Genomic DNA, 18,698 nt, shown 5'->3' with positions numbered 1-18,698 from the left:
TATGCCGAACGAGCTGCAGCCTTTTTGCTGTAATGGCCGCTATCCTTTATAATAGTAGAATATAAGTTTGAGCATTAAGTACCTATGAGAGGGGGATTGACGTGAATATTAGTCAGCTTGAAACACTCCTTACGATATCCAAAACGATGAGCTTCAGGAAAGCTGGCGAGCTGCTGAATCTCACACAGCCTGCTGTTTCGGCACAAATCAAAAGCCTTGAGGATGAATTCAAAACGATTCTCATTAATCGCAATCAGCCAGTTACATTAACAGAACACGGACAAGTTTTTTTGGAGCATGCGGAGCAAGTCCTTTCGATCGTGGAAGAACTGAAGCAGAAGCTTTCCGATATGAACCTTACGCCGCAAGGACACATATTACTCGGAACTACGGCTTCAATAGCGATTCAAATTTTACCGCGCGTGCTATCCTATTTTCAAAACCAATTTCCTTTTATTAAAACAACGATTCATTCCATGCCCTCATCCCAAGTTATGGCCAGTGTCGAGAACGGGTCAGTCGATATAGGGATTACATATCTTTCTGAAAAAAATCCGAACGTTTCCTCCTCCGTCCTTTATTATGATACATTCGAGCTCGTCGTCCCTCCTTCCCATCCCATGAGCAGGTTGACGCATACGACAGTTGATACGCTTAAGGACATTCCAATGATTATGCTTGCTCCAGACACGCTTGGCAGGCGATTTGTCGATCAAATTTTTCGGAAATACAATATTCAGCCCAATATCGTAATGGAGGTTTCCAGCAGCGAGGAAGTGAAGCGCATGGTTGAAATTAATTTAGGCGCTGCAGTTGTATCAAAACTTTCGATAGCAAACGAACTCCGTATGGGTACACTAAAAATGATAAAGGTCAACGAGCTTGAAATAAGTCATCCCGTTGGCGTGGTTTATAAATCAGGCCGTTACATCAATACCGCACTGAAGCAATTTTTAAGTGATTTAAAAGGTATGCCTGAGCATCAATTCATTAGCAGCGAATAGTCGACAAGATRCTTCCACTAGACAAACAACTAGGAGAGATAAAAAATGAAATTCGACTTACATACCCATCATTTTAGATGCGGCCACGCCGACGGCAATATCGAGGATTATATTTTAGCCGGAATTGAAGCAGGGCTTCAGGTTATCGGCATCTCGGATCACTCCCCCTTCTTTTATCATGAGAATGATCAGCCTTCGCCAGGCATTGCAATGGCAAGAAGCGAATTCACCAATTATGTTAATGAAGTATTGCGGTTGAAGGAGAAATACGCAGGCAAAATCGAGGTTATGCTTGGAGTAGAATCCGATTTTTTTCCCAAATATGTAGACAGCTACAAAAAAGCCTATGACGGCGTGCCCTTCGATTATATCATTGGTTCTGTTCATCAAGTTGGCGACGTCAGCATATTCAATCGCAATCGGTTTAAAAACTTAAATGAACAGCAGCATATTGAAGTGAAGCAAAGCTACTATGATCTTATCAAACAATCTGCACGCAGCGGCATGTTTGATATTTTGGGACATATCGACGCGATGAAGGGATATTACCCTGCTTTCTCCGATATACCTGCTAATAAGGAAATTGACGATGCTTTGCAGACGATTGCCGAATGCGGCGTTTCCATAGAGATTAATACATCAGGCAGCACCAAAGATGTAGGTGGATGGTATCCATCGGATGCAATCTTGGAGCGAGCACTTCATTTTGGCGTAAATGTGACGTTTGGTTCGGATGCGCATAAGCCAAGCAGAGTTGGCGAAGATTGGGAGCTCGTGCAGAAAAGGCTGAAGGAAATTGGCTTCTCGCAGTGGGTTTTTTATCGCAAGCGCCAGCAAGTTATTGTACCGATATAAGAGCTCATGAGGGGCTTTAGACAAAAAAAGTGGACCTGCACGTCGCAGGTCCCAAAAGGATATATTAAAAAGGGGGTCTTGTTTATTATAATAGCCCACTAATGTAATGAGACGATAACAGAACTATTTCATTTGTGTAACAAATTTGAGGGGTTGGAAAACGATGTGGCTCATTACAGCCATCAGCAGTGCTATTTTATTTGGACTAGCAGGCTGGTGGATGAAAGTATCACAAATGCGGGGCGGCTCTACAAGAACGCTGCTGCTCGGATTGTATGCTTCTGGAACGTTAGGTTTTGGAGTGCATGCGGCGCTTGAAGGAACGTTTTTCTTTCTTGCTGATCCGAGGGTATGGATTGCAGGCATCATAATAGGAGCAGGCTCAGCATGGGGAAACGCTTTGTTTATGAAAGCATTGCATTTTGGACCCGCCAGCTTGACCTCTCCCCTAACGAATATGAACATTATCTTAGTTGTCGCTTTAGCGACCTTGTGGTACAACGAGCCGCTCAGCGCTTCGGAGGCAATAGGCATTACGCTGCTTCTGCTTGCTGTCGTCTTTATTGCTCATAAACGAAAGGAACCGTTCACGATTATAGAAAAAAGATGGTTCATTCTCGTCTTTTTGGCAGTCGTGCTATTTGCGCTGCGCAATGGCGGATTAAAAGTCACCGATGAATTGGATCTTCCTAGCGCCCCGATCCTGTTCATCGCTTATGCCCTCTCTCTCTGCTGGTTTCTCATCCCGGTCAAAGCGACCGCTGCACGTTCCGCAGAGCGAACTGGTCTTTGGCTCGGTATTGTTGCGGGTCTGTTCTCATACGGAGGATTGCAGCTTTATGCAGTCGCGATTGCTACTGGACAAGCGAATCTTGCAGCGCCTATCTTTGCTACGAACAGTCTTGTCGTAGCAGCTGGCGCTATTATATTTTATAAAGAGAAGTTGACGATCCTGCAGTGGACAGCCTTTGCTTGTACCATTCTTGGGTTGATTGTTATTCGATTGTAATTCGCGAACGCTTTTCCTGTATTTTCCTAACTTTAATATAGTAAATATAATATACGATCAAACAATCGCATTCCCACTGAAATTAACTTACTTTTAGTTTGTTCGTATGGTACAATAGTATTACAAAAAGCGGGGTGATACGGTTGGATTATTCGACAATGTGCCCAAAGTATGAAGCCGCAGCCGACATTTTAGGCAAGAAGTGGACTGGCAGAATTATTCGGGTATTGCTTGGAGGACCAAAAAGGTTCAAAGAGATTAAGGAACAAATTCCCGAAATGAGCGACAAAATGCTAACGGACCGGATGAAAGAGCTTGAAACATTAACGATTATCAAACGTCAAGTTTATCCAGAAATGCCTGTACGTATTGAATATGAGCTAACCGACAAAGGCAGGGAGCTTCAGCCAGTCATTGAGTCCATTCAAACTTGGGGCGAACAATGGATGTAAGATAAAAAACCGCTTAGGCGGTTTTTTTTATTGCCTTCTCTTCTTTTATCTGGAATTGACAAAGGATTATTTATCTACTATCATTGATAATAATAATCAATATCATATTATGCAAATAAAAAACCCCCGATCAGATCGAGGGTTTCCTATAAATCAATTGGACTACATGCCAAGCCATTTTTTGAATAGATGTTTGGTTGTATCTTTATTGATTGCTGCGATTGAAGTCGTAAGCGGAATGCCCTTCGGACATGCGCGAACACAGTTTTGCGAGTTGCCGCAGCCTTCGATGCCGCCATCTGTCATCAGTGCATCCAGACGTTCTTCCTTGTTCATCTCACCTGTTGGATGAGCATTAAACAAACGAACCTGTGAAATTGCAGCAGGACCGATGAAGCTGTTCCGATCATTTACGTTCGGGCACGCTTCAAGGCACACACCGCAAGTCATACATTTGGAAAGCTCGTAAGCCCATTGACGCTTCGTTTCTGCCATCCGCGGCCCAGGACCCAGATCATACGTTCCGTCGATTGGAATCCATGCCTTAACGCGTTTCAAGGCGCCAAACATGCGCTCACGGTTAATAACAAGGTCACGAACTACTGGGAATGTTTTCATTGGTTCAAGACGAATCGGCTGCTCAAGCTTATCGATCAATGCGCTGCATGCTTGACGAGGCTTGCCGTTGATGACCATTGAGCATGCGCCGCATACTTCTTCCAAGCAGTTGGAATCCCAGCATACAGGAGCCGTGCTTGCTCCATCTGCCTTTTTCGGATTACGTTGAATTTCCATCAGGCCGCTAATAACGTTCATATTAGCGCGGTAAGGAATTTCAAACTCTTCCGTATATGGTTGGGACTCAGGAGTATCTTGGCGAGTGATGATAAACTTAACCGATTTTGTAGCTACAGTCGTTTCAGCCATCATTATTCTCCTTTCTTCTTGTCGCTCGAGTAATCACGTTTACGCGGCTTGATCAAGCTTACGTCGATATCCTCGTAAGAAATTTGTGGACCTTCCTTCGTCCATTTCGCAATCGTCGATTTCATGAAATGCTCGTCGTCGCGTTCTTGGAAGTCTGGTTTATAATGAGCGCCACGGCTTTCGTTGCGCAGCAATGCGCCTAGCGTCATCGCTTCAGAAAGCTCAAGCATGTTCCAAAGCTGACGAGTAAAGGCAACGCCTGCATTGTTCCATTGCGCTGTATCGTTAATGTTGATATTCGCATAACGCTGCTTCAGCTCTTTGATCTTGTGGATCGTTTGCTCCAGCTTGTCATTAAAGCGAACTACCGTCATATTGTTCGTCATCCATTCGCCTAGCTCTTTGTGAATGACATATGCATTTTCAGTACCCTTCATATTTACGATGCTGTTGTACTTGTCCGTTTGACGCTTGTTCTCGCGGTCAAATACGGAGGAAGCTACATCTTCAGCTGATTTCTTCAAGCCTTTGATATACTCAACAGCTTTTGGTCCAGCTACCATACCGCCATAAATAGCGGATAGCAAAGAGTTCGCACCAAGTCGATTCGCACCATGGTATTGATACTCGCACTCACCGGCTGCAAACAGACCAGGAATGTTCGTCATTTGATTGTAGTCAACCCACATGCCGCCCATTGAATAGTGAACCGCCGGGAAGATTTTCATCGGGATTTTCCGTGGATCGTCGCCCATGAATTTCTCATAGATTTCAATGATACCGCCGAGCTTAACATCAAGCTCCTTCGGATCTTTGTGGGACAAATCAAGATAAACCATGTTTTCTTGGTTGATGCCAAGCTTCTGATCTACGCACACGCTGAAAATTTCACGAGTCGCAATATCACGAGGAACAAGGTTTCCGTAAGCTGGGTATTTTTCTTCTAGGAAGTACCAAGGCTTACCGTCTTTGTACGTCCAAATCCGTCCGCCTTCACCACGCGCTGATTCCGACATCAAGCGGAGCTTGTCATCGCCTGGAATAGCTGTTGGGTGAATTTGAATGAACTCGCCGTTCGCGTAGTTAACGCCCTGCTGGTAAACTGCGCTGGCAGCTGTGCCGGTGTTGATAACAGAGTTCGTTGTTTTGCCGAAAATAATACCAGGACCGCCTGATGCAAGAATAACTGCATCTGCACGAACCGTGTGAACTTCCATCGAGCGAAGGTCCTGTACCGAAACACCGCGGCAAATGCCGTCATCGTCAACAACAGCGCCAAGGAATTCCCAGTGCTCGTATTTGTTAACTAGTCCTGCTGCTTCCCAGCGGCGAACTTGCTCATCCAGTGCATAAAGCAGCTGTTGACCTGTCGTTGCGCCTGCAAATGCTGTACGGGAATGCTTCGTGCCGCCGAAGCGACGGAAATCCAGCAAGCCTTCAGAAGTACGGCTGAACATAACGCCCATCCGGTCCATCAAGTGAATAATGCCTGGTGCCGCATCACACATTGCTTTAACTGGCGGTTGGTTGGCGAGRAAATCTCCGCCGTATACGGTATCGTCGAAATGCTCCCATGGAGAATCGCCTTCTCCTTTTGTATTAACAGCGCCATTGATGCCGCCCTGTGCACATACTGAGTGGGAACGTTTGACCGGTACTAGTGAAAACAGATCAACGTGAACGCCAGCTTCTGCTGCTTTGATGGTAGCCATCAAGCCTGCAAGACCGCCGCCTACGATGATAATTTTATTTTTAGCCATAACGTTTCGCTCCTTGTCTACAAACTAACCGATATTCGTAAGTGCCAATGCAGCACTTGCAGCTTCTTTGAATTGATCTCCGCTAAATGCGATAAGCGAAAGAATGAACAATGCTGATACGACTACAAAAACGCCCATGCAAATATATGAAGAGATGCGTTGAGCTTTCGGGCCAATCGTAATGCCCCAGCTGATCAGAAACGCCCAAAGGCCGTTGCTGAAGTGGAAAACAGCTGCTAATACACCAATAACATAAAGTACGAAGTAAGTAGGGTTGCTCGCAATTTGATTCATCGTTGATCCCAGTTCCTCATGGGTGATGTGGCCGAGATAAACTTGAATCCGAGTTTGATATACGTGCCAGAAAACGAATACAAAAGTAATTACCCCAGTTACCCGTTGAGCGGTAAACGCCCAGTTCCGGCCGTACTTAAAACGTCCCGTATTCGTGTTCGATTGGTAAGCGACATACAAGCCGTAAATACCATGAAACAATAGCGGGAGGTAAATGCCGAAAATCTCGAGCAGCGGCAGCACGGGCATGCTGTTAATGAGAGTTACGCCTTTGTCAAAGCCTTCAGGCCCGCGTTCAAACGCCTGGTAGTTAGTCAGACCATGCACGACGATAAATCCGCCGAGTGGAATGATCCCGAGAAGCGAGTGAAGCTTGCGCGAGAAATACGAATTTCCTTTCATGTCATTCCTTCTCCTTTCAAAACTGTGAGTGCTAGCATGCTTTTTCTTAAAATATAAGAATGTATCGGTTTCCCCTTTATACATTGCTTATATTCCAGCGCAAACGAGGTGCTGTGCAGCCAATGGTTGTCATCAGCAGTTTACGCTTGGCAAATCATTCTACATTGTAACCCCAGCATGTATGTCCGTCAACAAAACTCGACACATATTAGCCACACTTCCCATCCTACTCCTTTTAAGCTTATAATGGAATTGCTTATTTTTTATAATTTCTTATAACAAAATGACATAAGGGGTTTCATTCATGAATGAAGAGATGCATGTCTTCACCGTTATTGTGGAACAGTCCAGTATGAACAAGGCTTCCGCCTTGCTAAACCTGTCTCAGCCTGCACTTTCTCGCAAAATTGCCAAGCTTGAGCAGGACCTGGGCTCTCCTTTGTTTCATCGCATCGGAAAGCGGCTGGAGCTTACTCGAATTGGGCAATTGACCTATGAATATGCTTTGGAGCTTCGCCAGCTTCATCGCAAATATTTGCAAACCGTCTCTGAGTTCACCTCGGCTGGACATACGACCCTTACCATTGGCGCAAGCTTGACGACGCTTCAAACGACTTTGCCCGATCTCATTCAAAGCTTAACTTCTACCCATCCGGAGATCGACATTAAAGCGATTACCGGCAAGACGCATGAAATCGTATCGCTCGTGCGAGATCACAAAGCCGATATCGGCATTGTCGCCTCTAGTATTGAGGATTCAACACTGCGGTGCATTCCGCTGTTTGAGGATCATCTATCGCTCGTGGTGCCTCGCAATCAGGTCATTACCGATAAAGGCACGCTGGGTATACAGGATGTGACCGGCATGCCGATGATCTTGTTCTCCAAAGGCACTTGGTACAGGTTGTTGACCGACGAGCTGTTTGACAAATATCATCTTCAGCCGGATGTGCGGATGGAAATTGATTCGTTTGAAGCTATCCTTCGGTTGCTGCATACTTGCCGTGCTGCGACGCTCCTGCCTCAATCGTATATGCGCAATCAACTGCTTGAAGACAATGATCTTACCGTCATTCCCATTCGAGAACTTGAGGATACAAAGCGCACCACCTCGCTCATTCATGCGGATTCGGCCGCCCTCAGCCCGTCCGTTCGTCTTTGGATCAACGAGCTTGCAGCAGGCTTCCCCAGCAAAAAGGACAGCAGCTTTTAAAATAGCTGCTGTCCTTCAGCATTTCCAATATTACACTTCCAAATCCATTTCAGCCTAATCTGCTTTTTCTAATAATAAGCCTCTTCCACTACATAAAACAATTAACGGATAACGGATGCTTCGAAGTCTTCTATTTGCTCATTTGTTCCTATAATAACCATGACATCACGAAGTGAAAGGACATCCGTTGCTGTCGGTGCGATGATGATGCCATTTGGCTTATTTATGGCTACGATGCTGCATCCAAATCTAGCTCGCGGATTAAGATCATGCAATGACTTGCCATCCAAGCATTGCGGTACAGCAAGCTCGGCGATCGTATACTCTTTGGAAAGCTCGATATAATCTAATAGATTTGGGGATACAAGCTGATGCGCAACTCGAATACCCATATCGCGCTCAGGATAGACCACGCGGTCGACACCGATTTTCTCAAGTACCCGGCCATGCAGTTCAGTCAAAGCTTTCGCTACAACTTGCTTCACTTCCAAATCCTTAAGCAGTATGGTTGTCAAAATGCTGGATTGAATGTCATCGCCAATCGCGACAACTCCGCAATCAAAGTTTCTTACACCCAAGGAGCGCAGCGCTTCTTCATCCGTACAATCAGCTGATACAGCATAGGTTAGAATACCGCTCATGTCCTGAACGGCTTCCTCATCCTTATCTATTCCAAGCACCTCATGGCCAAGCTGGACGAGTTCGCGCCCTAAGCTCGAACCAAATCTCCCTAAGCCGATGATGACAAATTGTTTCTTTTTAATTCCCACTTGCAAAGTCTCCTATCCAATCGTAATTTTGCCTTCTGGATGCCGATAAAGCTCTTTCTCTGTACGAGGCCCAAGCGCGTATGCGAGCGTCAGGGGTCCAAGTCTTCCGGCAAACATGGTTAATGCAATGACTATTTTCCCAACAATGCTCAGCTCTGGTGTAACACCAACGGATAATCCTACTGTTCCAAATGCTGATGTCGCTTCAAACAATAGCTTTATAAAAGCTTGATCCTCCGTCATCGACAAAATCATCGTTACGATAATGACAAGCGATAAAGAGATCAAAGTAATCGTGAGTGCTTTAAAAATTCTGTCTTTGCCTAATCTGTAACGGAAAAGAACGATGTCCTCTCGTCCTCTAATCATTGCAAATACAGCGCCGACCAGCGTTGCAAAAGTTGTTGTTTTGATACCGCCGCCCGTCGAGCCGGGCGAGGCCCCAATAAACATTAATATAATGGTGAAAAACATTGTCGCTTGCCGGATAGCCGTATAATCAAGCGTATTGGCTCCTGCCGTCCGCGGCGTTACTGATTGGAAGAACGAGGACAATATTTTCCCGCCCCAGTCCAGTGAGCCCAATGTCTTCGAATTAGAGAATTCAAAAATAAATATGACGAGTGTCCCTACTGCAATAAGCGTCCCTGTCATCGATAGAACGACCTTGCTGTGCAGCGACAGCTTGCGGTTTTTGCGGAATTCCATCAGATCCGACATAACGACAAAGCCGAGTCCACCCGAAATGATCAGCATCATAGCTGTAATATTAACGACTGGGTCAGAGACATATAAGGTCAAGCTGCGGTAGTTCCCAAAGATATCAAAACCAGCATTATTAAACAATGAAACCGCGTGAAAGGCTCCAAAATACATCGCTTTTCCCAGCGGCATATCAAATGCAAACCTCGAAGCAAACAACACAGCGCCAACAAGCTCTATTGTCAATGAGTAAACAATTACTCGCCTAATCAAACGCACGATGCCTTCCATGCTCGTCTGGTTCATCGATTCCTGCAGCAAAAGCCGCTCACGCAGCGAAATCCTCTTGCGAAGCACGAGCGCTACCAGCGTTGCCATCGTCATAAATCCGAGTCCTCCAAGCTGGAACAAGCACATTAATATGATTTGGCCCCATATAGAGAAATAAGTTCCGGTATCAACGACAACTAACCCAGTTACACAGGTTGCCGAGGTTGCAGTAAACAGTGCATCTATAAAAGGCAATCTCTCGCCGCTTACCGATGCAAAAGGCATGGATAATAATAAGGCACCCAGCAATATAATAAGAGCGAATCCACTTACCAGAATACGCGGAGGTGACCACTTCATAACATTCCAATCAACCTTCATTCATTACCCTTCTTTTTGATTATGTCATATTGTCATTTATTGTTTTTAAGCATAAAAAAAAGCACTGGAAACTCAAGTGCTCGTGCGATGAGTCCTGTTCCAATACGCCTTCGAGGTTAGCTGACGGATTCGGGCCTGGACAGGCAGCCCTATTCAGCGGAAGAAGACGAAGCTTCACCGCTAAAATTCACCCCATGCTATCAAATGTTGAACTGCTTTGCTTTTAAGCTTGTTCATCCATCTGGATAACTTTATGGTTCCCCCGATTTCCTTAGGAAATTCGGCTATGCTATGCAATTAGTATGACGATAACGATTATAATCCCTAAGCACTCCTGATATAAAGGTGACGTTTATGACAAACAGGACGATATTAGCTCAAATTAGGGCAATGGGACGAACCAGCGCATAGCTAGCTTGCTGGACATCGTTATTTCGCATTTTTTTGAAAACAAACGGTCATTTTCATTGGATAATTTAGGGATTCATATGTTAAGGTAATAAAATGAGCTATTTATCATGAAGACAGTTGAGGTGAAACTATGATTGATTCTATTAAACCCAATGAATGGAAACGATTTATATGGGCAGCAGTTGCTTGCTTTATTATTTATGGCGCCGTACAAATCGTTCCAATGATTACAGCCATCTCATCTGGCGAAATGAATACCAAGGTCATTACGAAATCAGCGGCGGCGGATAAGGCGTCTGCATTTGTTGAAAAAGAAACAGGCTTGAAGGTGAAATCGGCTAAAGCCGTACATCAAACCGATAAAATTATGAATGGCTACTTATCTAAATATGAGCTGGTCAAATCATATACGGATAAATACGACCCTAGGTTTCCTACAGATACGTTTCAAGTTGATCTTAAGTTCATAGGCGGCGGCAGCGGATATGTTTATCTGCATATGCACAGCGGGAAAATAGTCGCTTGGAACTTGAAGCTTGAGGGTGAACAGCTGTCAGATTTAGATAAAGCAAAAGAAGCTATCGCCTTTCTAACTGCAGAAAATTTCAGCGGTACTGAATTCATAGGCGGGCAAATATTGCCTAATGGTGATTGGCAGCCCAAGCCTCCGGCAGGTTATTCCATTAAAAATGCTCATCTTAACGTATTGGTTAACGCTCTTGTCGTGAATGACCGTACGATCATTACTAAATATAAACCGGCATTCGTGGCTCCCTCCGATTACATAAACTATGTAGAGAAACAAGATAAAATAGCTGGGTACCTTACATCAATCGGTTATCTGTTCATGAGCTTCGTTTTATTCGTCTTAGCTATTATTTACTCCGTTTTATATCGAAAGCATACATCCTTTAAATACGGAATCGTATTAACGATCATTTATTTAATTACTTATACGATCATGAATTTAAACGTTCTGGATGGTATTCGGGCTACGCTCGGCGAGACGGATATGGCAGGCGCTACCGTTTCGATCACTGCCATCGTAAGTGTTCTGCTAGCAATTCCAATGGCAGGTTCCATTTATGTATCCATCGTTGCCGGAGATGGCCTCTGGAAGGCGCAGGGCCGCGCTTTATGGCCGCGCTTTGGTCAGAGAGGGTATGGCGATTATGTTTGGCGCAGCGTGGGCTTGTCCTATTTATTCGCGATCATCCTATTCGCAATTCAATCGGTTATCTTTATCGCCTTGAAGCTGTCCATTGGCACTTGGGAAACATCAGATGCCTCGCAATCCCCATACAATATGGGTATTCTTTGGCTGATGCCCGTGCTTGCTTGGGCTGCCGCAATTGGCGAAGAAGCCGTATTCCGCTTCTTCGGTATTGGACTATTTCGCAGGTGGTTTAAAAACACGTTTGCCGCTGCACTGCTGCCTACCTTCTTCTGGGCGCTCGGCCATGTGATGTATCCTTTTTATCCATCCACCACGAGATTGTTTGAGTTGATGATTATCGGGCTATTGTTCAGCTTTATCTTCGTCAGATACGGCTTCATTACAGCCATGTTCACCCACGCCATCTTCAACAGCGTTGCAGTTGGCCTATCCTTGCTCACTATTGGAACAGCACCGAACATAATCTCGGCTATTTTCTTCTCCGTGCTGCCGGTACTGATTGCATTTGTTCTAAAATATTTAAGTCACAAAAAAGAGAAGAAGCCGTCTATGACGACGACTCCTCCCCTAGAGCAGCTATAATTTGCGAAGCTAATTTATCACCAATAGATAGAGGCCGGAAGTCTTCGACTGAGGCCTCTTTTATTTTTTTGATCGAGCCAAAATGCTTGAGCAGCAGCTTGCGTCGTTTCTCGCCAATGCCCGGAATCGAATCGAGCTTCGACTCCACCATGGACTTGGCGCGCTGCTCGCGGTGGAATGTAATCGCAAAGCGATGCACCTCATCTTGAATGCGCTGCAGCAAATAAAACTCCTGGCTGTCCCTTGGCAAAGGAACTATCTCTGCAGGATCTCCAGTCATAAGCTGCGCTGTCTTATGCTTCGCATCCTTCACAAGACCGCAAACTGGGATGTATAATCCAAGCTCATTCTCAAGCACGTCGAGCGCGGCAGATATTTGCCCTTTGCCCCCATCGACTACAATCAGATCCGGCGGAGCTAATTCCTCTTTCACCACACGCTCGTAGCGGCGCCGTATGACCTCGCGCATCGTTTCGTAATCATCTGGACCTTGTACTGTCTTAACCTTGTATTTGCGGTACTCCTTGCGGTCTGGCTTGCCGTCCGTAAAGACAACCATAGCCGAAACTGGATTCGTACCTTGAATATTGGAGTTATCAAATGCCTCGATTCGGCGTACTTCATCCAGTCCTAGCCAGCCTGCAAGCGACTCTGACGCTTTAACGCTTCGTTCCTCATCTCGTTCGATGAGCCTGAATTTCTCGTCCAGCATCACCCTTGCGTTATCGATAGCCATCGTTACGACCTCGCTCTTGCGTCCGCGCTGCGGCATAAGCACCTTAACCTTCAGCCAGCTGTGCAAGGATGCAATGACATCGTCAGCGTGCGTAGCGGCTGCCTCATCAACTGCTGCCACTCCGCCCGCTGATTCCACCGCTTCCAGCTCAGGCGGTATTGGCAGCAGGATTTGCTTTGGCAATGCCGGATTATCGCTATAATACTGCGTAACGAATGTCATGAAATCATCATACTCTTCCCCGTAATAAGGAAAAGTTGTGCCGTGCCGCTCAATAAGCTTCCCTTGGCGCATGTACAATATTTGAACGCACATCCAGCCCTTATCTACTGCAAAACCAAAAATATCACGGTCAAGCGCATCGGACATCGTAATCTTCTGCTTCTCCATGACCGCATCGATTGCAATCAGCTGATCCCGAAGCTCCTTCGCCCGTTCAAATTCGAGCTTCTCGGCTGCTTCCTCCATCTTGCGCTGCAGCTCATTTTTCACGACGTCYTGACCGCCGTTCAGAAACTTTGATATCTCTTGAATCATCCGATCATATTCGCTCTGCTGCACATCAAATTCACACGGTGCAATACATTGTCCTAGATGATAATACAAGCACACCTTATCTGGAAGTGTCTTGCACTTACGAAGCGGATATAGCCGGTCCAGAAGCTTCTTCGTCTGCTGAGCAGCATACGCGTTCGGGTAAGGGCCAAAGTACTTGCCCTTGTCTTTAATGATACGTCTTGTGACCTCGAGCTTCGGATGTTTCTCGTTCGTAATTTTGATATAGGGGAACGTTTTATCATCCTTTAACAGGACGTTATATCTTGGATGGTATTGTTTAATTAAGTTGCATTCTAAAATGAGTGCTTCCATATTGCTAGAGGTAACAATGAATTCAAAATCACGAATTTCAGATACGAGCCGCTGCGTCTTGCCGTTGTGGCTGCCGTTAAAATAAGAACGTACGCGATTTTTGAGCACTTTTGCCTTGCCTACATAAATGATGACGCCTTCGCTGTTTTTCATGAGGTAACAGCCTGATTGATCCGGGAGCAAAGCTAGTTTGTTCCGTATCGTCTCTTTTGCCTCTGCAAGCTGCTGCTCTGCCTGCTCCCGATCCGTTTGCTGATGATCCATGCTCTCGCCTCCGACTGCCAAATGATTCTGTTCATATTTTATCATAACTCGGCTATACTTTGTTTTACAATTGTCACCGGTTCTGGCTTTACAACTGTTTATCTGTTTGAGTATACTAATATAAGTTGAATAAACCGATACTACATAAAGACGACCGTAAATTGGTTGTTACTTACGCAATCGGTCTTTTTCAAGGAGGACGTCAACGATGGAAAACGTAAGAGACCCGCGCGAGCATTTTAACGAAGAGCCTCGCCATGACTTGATGGACGTCGTGTTCGGCTTTGGCGGCATGCTCGGTTTAATGACCGTCATTTTCGCTGTTGCTGTAATCGTGAAATTCATCATTTCATAAGAAAAAGGAGCAGCTTGCTGCTCCTTTTTTTGTTGCCTATCAACGATACGCAGCTGATAAATTAGATATAATTCCGCTATGCCTGTTGTTTTCTCATTAAATAAGGATACAAGAATATAAGTCCGAGTATATAAAGCAATAACGCAAACAATGCAGGTGAAAGATGCAAAAAATCGATATAACCGATGGATAGATGAACACTTAAGCCCGCATAGAAGCCCGGTGCTCCGCCAAGCAGCAGCGTCCACCATATCCAGCGCGATCCCTGCTGGATTCCCCACAGCGCAATAATAAGAATGGCCAGCGCAGCACAGAACAACGCTCCGCCAAATCCTGCTCTATCATGGGCTATCAACGGGATGAGTTTCAAGTTCGCCCCGTTCAGCTCGTTATGCGTCGTATTCAAGTAAACCAAATCCGACTGTACGAACACCTCTGTAATCCCAACGCCTGCAATCGTTAAACCGCCTGCAGCCAGCGCGAAGCCCAAAACAACAAAACAAAATTGTCCATACATCGCCAAACGCCATAATCGATCATTACGAACATTAACTGGCAAGCGATAGGGCTGATCCGGATTTCTGCGCATGGATAGCAGAAACATCGGGAACAAAACCGCAGCAGCTAGCGCATGCAGCGGGTCGAAATAACCGTAGCCAAGAAATAAGAAAAAGCTTAAAAAACCAACAACACCAGAAGTCATCAAAGCTGTTCGAGCCCAGTGCAGACTATGCTTTAATCCATGTCTAGCCAGCTGAACATACAATATCCCGATTGTAATCATCGTTCCGGAAAGCGTAATTCGGTCATGAGACATAAAATGCAGCAGATGATGGTTCACTTGCTTCAGCTCGTCCAACGTCATGCCTATAAAATTCAAGTCATAGGATAGCAGCACCGTAGTCGCAGCAATAATCCAAGACAATATCCCGCCAATAATCATGCCGATTCCAAGCAGGAGCATCCAGCCCCAATGCTTCCAGAATGATGGAGTCACTTGCACAGGAAGATCTCGCACCTGCTCATAAATGACAGCTTCATTAATCCGTTTTGGCAGACCAGGCCCTGCATAAATCAGTCCGCTGTGAAGTATAACAGCGTTAGCGCCTGCTTTCAGCAAATCTAGCGCATCCTGCGGCTCATGCACGCCCCCGCCCGCTTTGATTAGCAAGTGGGAACAGCATTCCTTTCGCAGCAGCTTTATTTTTGCCAAAGTAAGTCCCTTAGCCTCTTTACCAATGCTTGCGCCACAGCCCTCGTTGTTATCATCGCAGATTGCTTCTCCAATGACTACGCCTCTCCAAACACCCTTTGCTGCGTGGAGCAAGGAGAGTAAGCTGTCATTAGAAAAGTCAGGCGGAACATAAATAAACAAAGGTTTATTAGCAAGCGGTTGTGCGGAAGCGTATCCGGCTATTCCTTTCAAAATAGCGAGGGCTTCTTCGAGGCTCCTTGATGAATGCAGGACATCAACATAAAAACCAGCCGCACCTGCTGCATTTAGCAGTACCAGCATGCTTTTAAGTTCGATTAGAGCCTGCTCGCAAGAAGCATGCGGCATTGGAGCAATTCTTGCCAGCTGCGGCAACGAATGTCCGGGCTTTCCCATACGCTCAGCATACTGCTCTACACCGTCGTTTTCATAATAATCTGGATATCGAATGGTTTCATTTAGGATGTCATTCGTTATAGGCTTATCACTCTTAATTTGCTTGACGGTGATTGGACCATGCTCGATAAAACCGATTCCAAACTGAGCCAGCGCTTTATGCGCCACTCCTTGCGGATCTAGACCGCCTGACAATCCCACGCTTGTAGTTAAGGAAATGCCTGCTAGCTTCTGCTCCAAGTGAGGAGATGGCTCCATATGACCAAGTGTACGAATGACAAAAGTACCGCCCGGGATGCTGCTCAGCGTTCCCATTGCTTTTAGAGTCAGTGTTCTGCTCAGCCTAGAAGGAAGCCTGAATAAAAGAGGTCGAAACAAGGACTGATAAGACCAATCCGGCATTAATATTCTCCTTATGGATACTTTTCTTCCAGTATACAACAAACCCAATGCCTGCGCGGCATTGGGTTTGTTGTATATTTATCGAATCTATTAGGAAGCTACTGCACAATTCTAAGCGCTTCGCCCGTTGATGAATTGTCCCGCTGCTTCGATTGCTGTGAAGATTCGGACGGAACCTGCTGCTTCTGAGAGGGACCATCATAACGTGTTCTTTCCGTCCGGTCGATCTGTACAATTCTTCCATCATGAACAGTGATCGTTACATGCCCATAATTAAGACCCGTTACTTGTTCAGAAATACGCTCCAGCCATTGCGCATCTAACTCTAGCGGTTTTGCCATTTCAAACCCCTCCATTATTGTCATTTATTCAGCTTTCTCCGCCGGCTTCTGCGTGCCAGACTTCCATTCTACAATGCTCTTCACGATCATCGTTACGACCGCTAGCATGACGAGCAAAGAAGCAACAGCGAATGAGGCCGAAAATTGATATTCGTTGTACAAAATCTCAATATGCAGCGGCAGCGTATTCGTTTCTCCGCGGATATGGCCGGATACGACAGATACAGCGCCGAACTCGCCCATTGCTCGTGCATTACACAAAATAACGCCATACAATAATCCCCACTTGATGTTTGGCAAAGTAACCTTCCAAAAGATCTGCCAGCCTTTAGCGCCTAAGCTTGCAGCTGCTTCCTCCTCTTGGACACCCTGCGCCTGCATCAACGGAATAAGCTCGCGAGCAACAAATGGGACCGTAACAAACACGGTTGCAAGCACGATTCCAGGAACTGCAAATATAATTTGGATGCCACGCTCATCGAGCCAAGGACCCAAAAAGCCCTGTGCGCCAAATAACAGCACATAGATCAATCCAGAAATGACTGGCGACACAGCAAACGGCAAATCGATTAACGTAATTAAAATATTTTTACCGCGAAAGCGAAATTTACTGATCGCCCAGGCCGCAGCAATACCAAAGACCGTATTCACAGGAACTGCGATTAATGCAACGATAAGCGTGAGCTTAAGCGCTGACAAAGCATCCGGCTCCGTAATCGAATCAATGTATACGCCTACACCTTTTTTTAAGGCTTCAACAAATACCGATGCCAGCGGCAGCAGGACAACTAATCCTAGAAACAGCATCGCTATTATAATAAGCAGCCATTTGACGGGACCTGATTCTGTAATATGCCTCGGCCGTTTGGAAGCTTCTGCATTCGTGTGTACTGTAATTGCTCCAGCCATTTGTATGAGCTCCCTTCTTAGTCTGATACTGTGCGGCGATTCATTCGCCACTGCAGTAAATTAATGACTAGCAGCATCAGGAAGGATACAACGAGCATTACGAGTGCAATGGCAGTAGCGCCAGCATAATCATATTGCTCCAGCTTCGTCATGATGAGCAGTGGAGTTATTTCTGTTTTCAGCGGCATATTGCCCGATATGAACACGACCGAACCATATTCTCCGATACCTCTTGCAAAGGCTAGAGCAAAACCAGTTAGTAGTGCCGGCAACAGCTCAGGCAAGATGACCTTCCAAAAGGTTCTTAAACGATAGGCTCCGAGCATTACTGCCGCTTCTTCCGTTTCTTTCTCCATATCCTGCAGCACCGGCTGTACCGTACGAACAACAAACGGAAGTCCAATAAATATTAGTGCGATGGTAATTCCGAGCGGGGAGTAAGCAACCTTGACGCCGAGCGGTTCGAGCAATGAGCCAATCCAACCATTCGGTGCATAGATCGCAGTTAAAGCAATGCCAGCCACTGCAGTTGGCAGTGCAAATGGCAGATCCACTAAACTGTCGACGATTTTTTTGCCTGGAAACTGATAACGAACGAGCACCCATGCAATTAATAGGCCAAATACCGCATTAACAAGTCCGGCAAAAAATGCGGTTAGAAAGCTGACTCGATAAGATGCAACGACGCGAGCATTCGTAACCGTGCTCCAGAATTCAGACCAGCTGAGCTCTGCCGTTTTGAAAAAAACGGCAGTCAGCGGAATCAATACAATAATGCTGAGGTAAAACAATGTGAATCCAAGCGACAAACCAAAACCCGGCAGTACGTTACGGGGCTTGGAACCTTTCATGTGAAGTCAGCTCCAATCTTGTATATGCTTTGCATTATGAGCCTGGTGTGTAAATTTTGTCGAAAATGCCGCCGTCTGCAAAGTGTTTGGTTTGCGCTTCTTTCCAGCCGCCAAAATCTTTATCAATCGTGAGCAATTCTAGAGTTTTGAAT

Annotated in this window: 17 protein-coding genes, 1 pseudogene and 1 riboswitch; of the genes and pseudogenes, 7 read left to right on the top strand and 11 right to left on the bottom strand. The window is 45.7% G+C overall.

The genetic code is table 11. The annotated features are described in order from the left end of the window. The first annotated feature begins 101 nt into the window (after positions 1–101). From AB4Z17_RS15075 to AB4Z17_RS15060, 4 genes are all read left to right on the top strand, one after another. A complete protein-coding gene (locus AB4Z17_RS15075) occupies positions 102–1,004 on the top strand; it encodes a LysR family transcriptional regulator (RefSeq protein ID WP_076267585.1) in 903 nt (300 codons plus the stop codon). A 45-nt stretch (positions 1,005–1,049) separates the two neighbouring features. Continuing rightward, the gene (locus AB4Z17_RS15070) at positions 1,050–1,859 is read left to right on the top strand and encodes a histidinol-phosphatase (protein WP_441876792.1); all 810 of its coding nucleotides are present in this window, start codon (positions 1,050–1,052) and stop codon (positions 1,857–1,859) included. Positions 1,860–2,022: 163 nt separating this feature from the next. Further along, complete coding sequence (locus AB4Z17_RS15065; RefSeq protein ID WP_441960581.1) at positions 2,023–2,868, top strand: EamA family transporter; 846 nt, start codon at positions 2,023–2,025, stop codon at positions 2,866–2,868. A gap of 143 nt (positions 2,869–3,011) precedes the next feature. Further along, the gene (locus AB4Z17_RS15060) at positions 3,012–3,320 is read left to right on the top strand and encodes a winged helix-turn-helix transcriptional regulator (RefSeq protein ID WP_076267582.1); all 309 of its coding nucleotides are present in this window, start codon (positions 3,012–3,014) and stop codon (positions 3,318–3,320) included. A 162-nt stretch (positions 3,321–3,482) separates the two neighbouring features. On the opposite strand, the gene sdhB is transcribed toward AB4Z17_RS15060, so the two are convergent. From sdhB to AB4Z17_RS15045, 3 genes are read right to left on the bottom strand one after another with little or no spacing between them, the layout of a single operon-like run. Next, the gene (gene sdhB, locus AB4Z17_RS15055; RefSeq protein WP_441908603.1) at positions 3,483–4,247 is read right to left on the bottom strand and encodes a succinate dehydrogenase iron-sulfur subunit; all 765 of its coding nucleotides are present in this window, start codon (positions 4,245–4,247) and stop codon (positions 3,483–3,485) included. A gap of 2 nt (positions 4,248–4,249) precedes the next feature. After that, complete coding sequence (sdhA, locus tag AB4Z17_RS15050; protein ID WP_441960579.1) at positions 4,250–6,007, bottom strand: succinate dehydrogenase flavoprotein subunit; 1,758 nt, start codon at positions 6,005–6,007, stop codon at positions 4,250–4,252. Between the two features lie 24 nt (positions 6,008–6,031). Then, the gene (locus tag AB4Z17_RS15045) at positions 6,032–6,703 is read right to left on the bottom strand and encodes a succinate dehydrogenase cytochrome b558 subunit (RefSeq protein WP_441908277.1); all 672 of its coding nucleotides are present in this window, start codon (positions 6,701–6,703) and stop codon (positions 6,032–6,034) included. Positions 6,704–7,007: 304 nt separating this feature from the next. Here AB4Z17_RS15045 and AB4Z17_RS15040 point away from each other — a divergent pair, with 304 nt between their 5' ends. After that, on the top strand, positions 7,008–7,916 hold the full coding sequence (locus tag AB4Z17_RS15040; protein WP_076267578.1) for a LysR family transcriptional regulator: 909 nt from the start codon (positions 7,008–7,010) through the stop codon (positions 7,914–7,916). A 101-nt stretch (positions 7,917–8,017) separates the two neighbouring features. Here the strand turns inward: AB4Z17_RS15040 and AB4Z17_RS15035 are convergent, their stop codons facing one another. Both AB4Z17_RS15035 and AB4Z17_RS15030 read right to left on the bottom strand, forming a co-directional pair. Next, the gene (locus AB4Z17_RS15035) at positions 8,018–8,680 is read right to left on the bottom strand and encodes a potassium channel family protein (RefSeq protein WP_076267751.1); all 663 of its coding nucleotides are present in this window, start codon (positions 8,678–8,680) and stop codon (positions 8,018–8,020) included. A gap of 18 nt (positions 8,681–8,698) precedes the next feature. Further along, on the bottom strand, positions 8,699–10,039 hold the full coding sequence (locus AB4Z17_RS15030; protein ID WP_441960577.1) for a TrkH family potassium uptake protein: 1,341 nt from the start codon (positions 10,037–10,039) through the stop codon (positions 8,699–8,701). A 90-nt stretch (positions 10,040–10,129) separates the two neighbouring features. Beyond that, a riboswitch (cyclic di-AMP (ydaO/yuaA leader) is annotated at positions 10,130–10,335 on the bottom strand. Positions 10,336–10,580: 245 nt separating this feature from the next. Between AB4Z17_RS15030 and AB4Z17_RS15025 the strand changes: the two genes are divergently transcribed. Next, positions 10,581–12,209, top strand: coding sequence for a CPBP family intramembrane glutamic endopeptidase (locus AB4Z17_RS15025; RefSeq protein WP_441960575.1), 1,629 nt, complete (start codon positions 10,581–10,583; stop codon positions 12,207–12,209). Here the strand turns inward: AB4Z17_RS15025 and uvrC are convergent. Next, positions 12,175–14,079 (bottom strand): excinuclease ABC subunit UvrC, encoded by a 1,905-nt coding sequence (gene uvrC / locus AB4Z17_RS15020; protein ID WP_339204416.1) that lies wholly within the window; start codon positions 14,077–14,079, stop codon positions 12,175–12,177. The genes AB4Z17_RS15025 and uvrC overlap by 35 nt on opposite strands. A gap of 208 nt (positions 14,080–14,287) precedes the next feature. Here uvrC and AB4Z17_RS15015 point away from each other — a divergent pair, with 208 nt between their 5' ends. Continuing rightward, entirely contained in the window at positions 14,288–14,434 is a 147-nt protein-coding gene (locus AB4Z17_RS15015) for a YqzM family protein (protein ID WP_144376731.1), read from the top strand. A 76-nt stretch (positions 14,435–14,510) separates the two neighbouring features. Here the strand turns inward: AB4Z17_RS15015 and AB4Z17_RS15010 are convergent, their stop codons facing one another. The 5 genes and pseudogenes from AB4Z17_RS15010 to AB4Z17_RS14990 form a co-directional block, all read right to left on the bottom strand. After that, on the bottom strand, positions 14,511–16,445 hold the full coding sequence (locus AB4Z17_RS15010; RefSeq protein ID WP_441960573.1) for a hypothetical protein: 1,935 nt from the start codon (positions 16,443–16,445) through the stop codon (positions 14,511–14,513). Between the two features lie 98 nt (positions 16,446–16,543). Further along, on the bottom strand, positions 16,544–16,786 hold the full coding sequence (locus AB4Z17_RS15005; RefSeq protein WP_076267573.1) for a YezD family protein: 243 nt from the start codon (positions 16,784–16,786) through the stop codon (positions 16,544–16,546). 24 nt (positions 16,787–16,810) lie between these two features. Beyond that, positions 16,811–17,695, bottom strand: a complete 885-nt coding sequence (gene cysW, locus AB4Z17_RS15000; protein WP_076267572.1) for a sulfate ABC transporter permease subunit CysW — start codon at positions 17,693–17,695, stop codon at positions 16,811–16,813. 17 nt (positions 17,696–17,712) lie between these two features. Then, a complete protein-coding gene (gene cysT, locus AB4Z17_RS14995; protein ID WP_076267571.1) occupies positions 17,713–18,546 on the bottom strand; it encodes a sulfate ABC transporter permease subunit CysT in 834 nt (277 codons plus the stop codon). Positions 18,547–18,580: 34 nt separating this feature from the next. After that, positions 18,581–18,698: pseudogene (locus AB4Z17_RS14990) on the bottom strand (sulfate transporter subunit); the annotation flags it as partial.

It is taken from the genome of Paenibacillus sp. TAF43_2, assembly GCF_052113545.1.
GTDB lineage: Bacteria > Bacillota > Bacilli > Paenibacillales > Paenibacillaceae > Pristimantibacillus.
Note: the sequence above shows the minus strand (reverse complement) of the source record. Positions and strands in the feature narration are given on the sequence as shown.

Excerpts from the sequence above, each read along its gene's own strand:
- AB4Z17_RS15030 (WP_441960577.1), bottom strand. The coding sequence starts at position 10,039 with ATGAAGGTTGATTGGAATGTTATGAAGTGGTCACCTCCGCGTATTCTG.
- AB4Z17_RS15025 (WP_441960575.1), top strand. The coding sequence starts at position 10,581 with ATGATTGATTCTATTAAACCCAATGAATGGAAACGATTTATATGGGCA.
- cysT (WP_076267571.1), bottom strand. The coding sequence starts at position 18,546 with ATGAAAGGTTCCAAGCCCCGTAACGTACTGCCGGGTTTTGGTTTGTCG.
- AB4Z17_RS15040 (WP_076267578.1), top strand. The coding sequence starts at position 7,008 with ATGAATGAAGAGATGCATGTCTTCACCGTTATTGTGGAACAGTCCAGT.
- sdhB (WP_441908603.1), bottom strand. The coding sequence starts at position 4,247 with ATGGCTGAAACGACTGTAGCTACAAAATCGGTTAAGTTTATCATCACT.
- AB4Z17_RS15010 (WP_441960573.1), bottom strand. The coding sequence starts at position 16,445 with ATGCCGGATTGGTCTTATCAGTCCTTGTTTCGACCTCTTTTATTCAGG.
- AB4Z17_RS15065 (WP_441960581.1), top strand. The coding sequence starts at position 2,023 with ATGTGGCTCATTACAGCCATCAGCAGTGCTATTTTATTTGGACTAGCA.
- AB4Z17_RS15015 (WP_144376731.1), top strand. The coding sequence starts at position 14,288 with ATGGAAAACGTAAGAGACCCGCGCGAGCATTTTAACGAAGAGCCTCGC.
- AB4Z17_RS15005 (WP_076267573.1), bottom strand. The coding sequence starts at position 16,786 with ATGGCAAAACCGCTAGAGTTAGATGCGCAATGGCTGGAGCGTATTTCT.
- AB4Z17_RS15070 (WP_441876792.1), top strand. The coding sequence starts at position 1,050 with ATGAAATTCGACTTACATACCCATCATTTTAGATGCGGCCACGCCGAC.
- cysW (WP_076267572.1), bottom strand. The coding sequence starts at position 17,695 with ATGGCTGGAGCAATTACAGTACACACGAATGCAGAAGCTTCCAAACGG.
- AB4Z17_RS15045 (WP_441908277.1), bottom strand. The coding sequence starts at position 6,703 with ATGAAAGGAAATTCGTATTTCTCGCGCAAGCTTCACTCGCTTCTCGGG.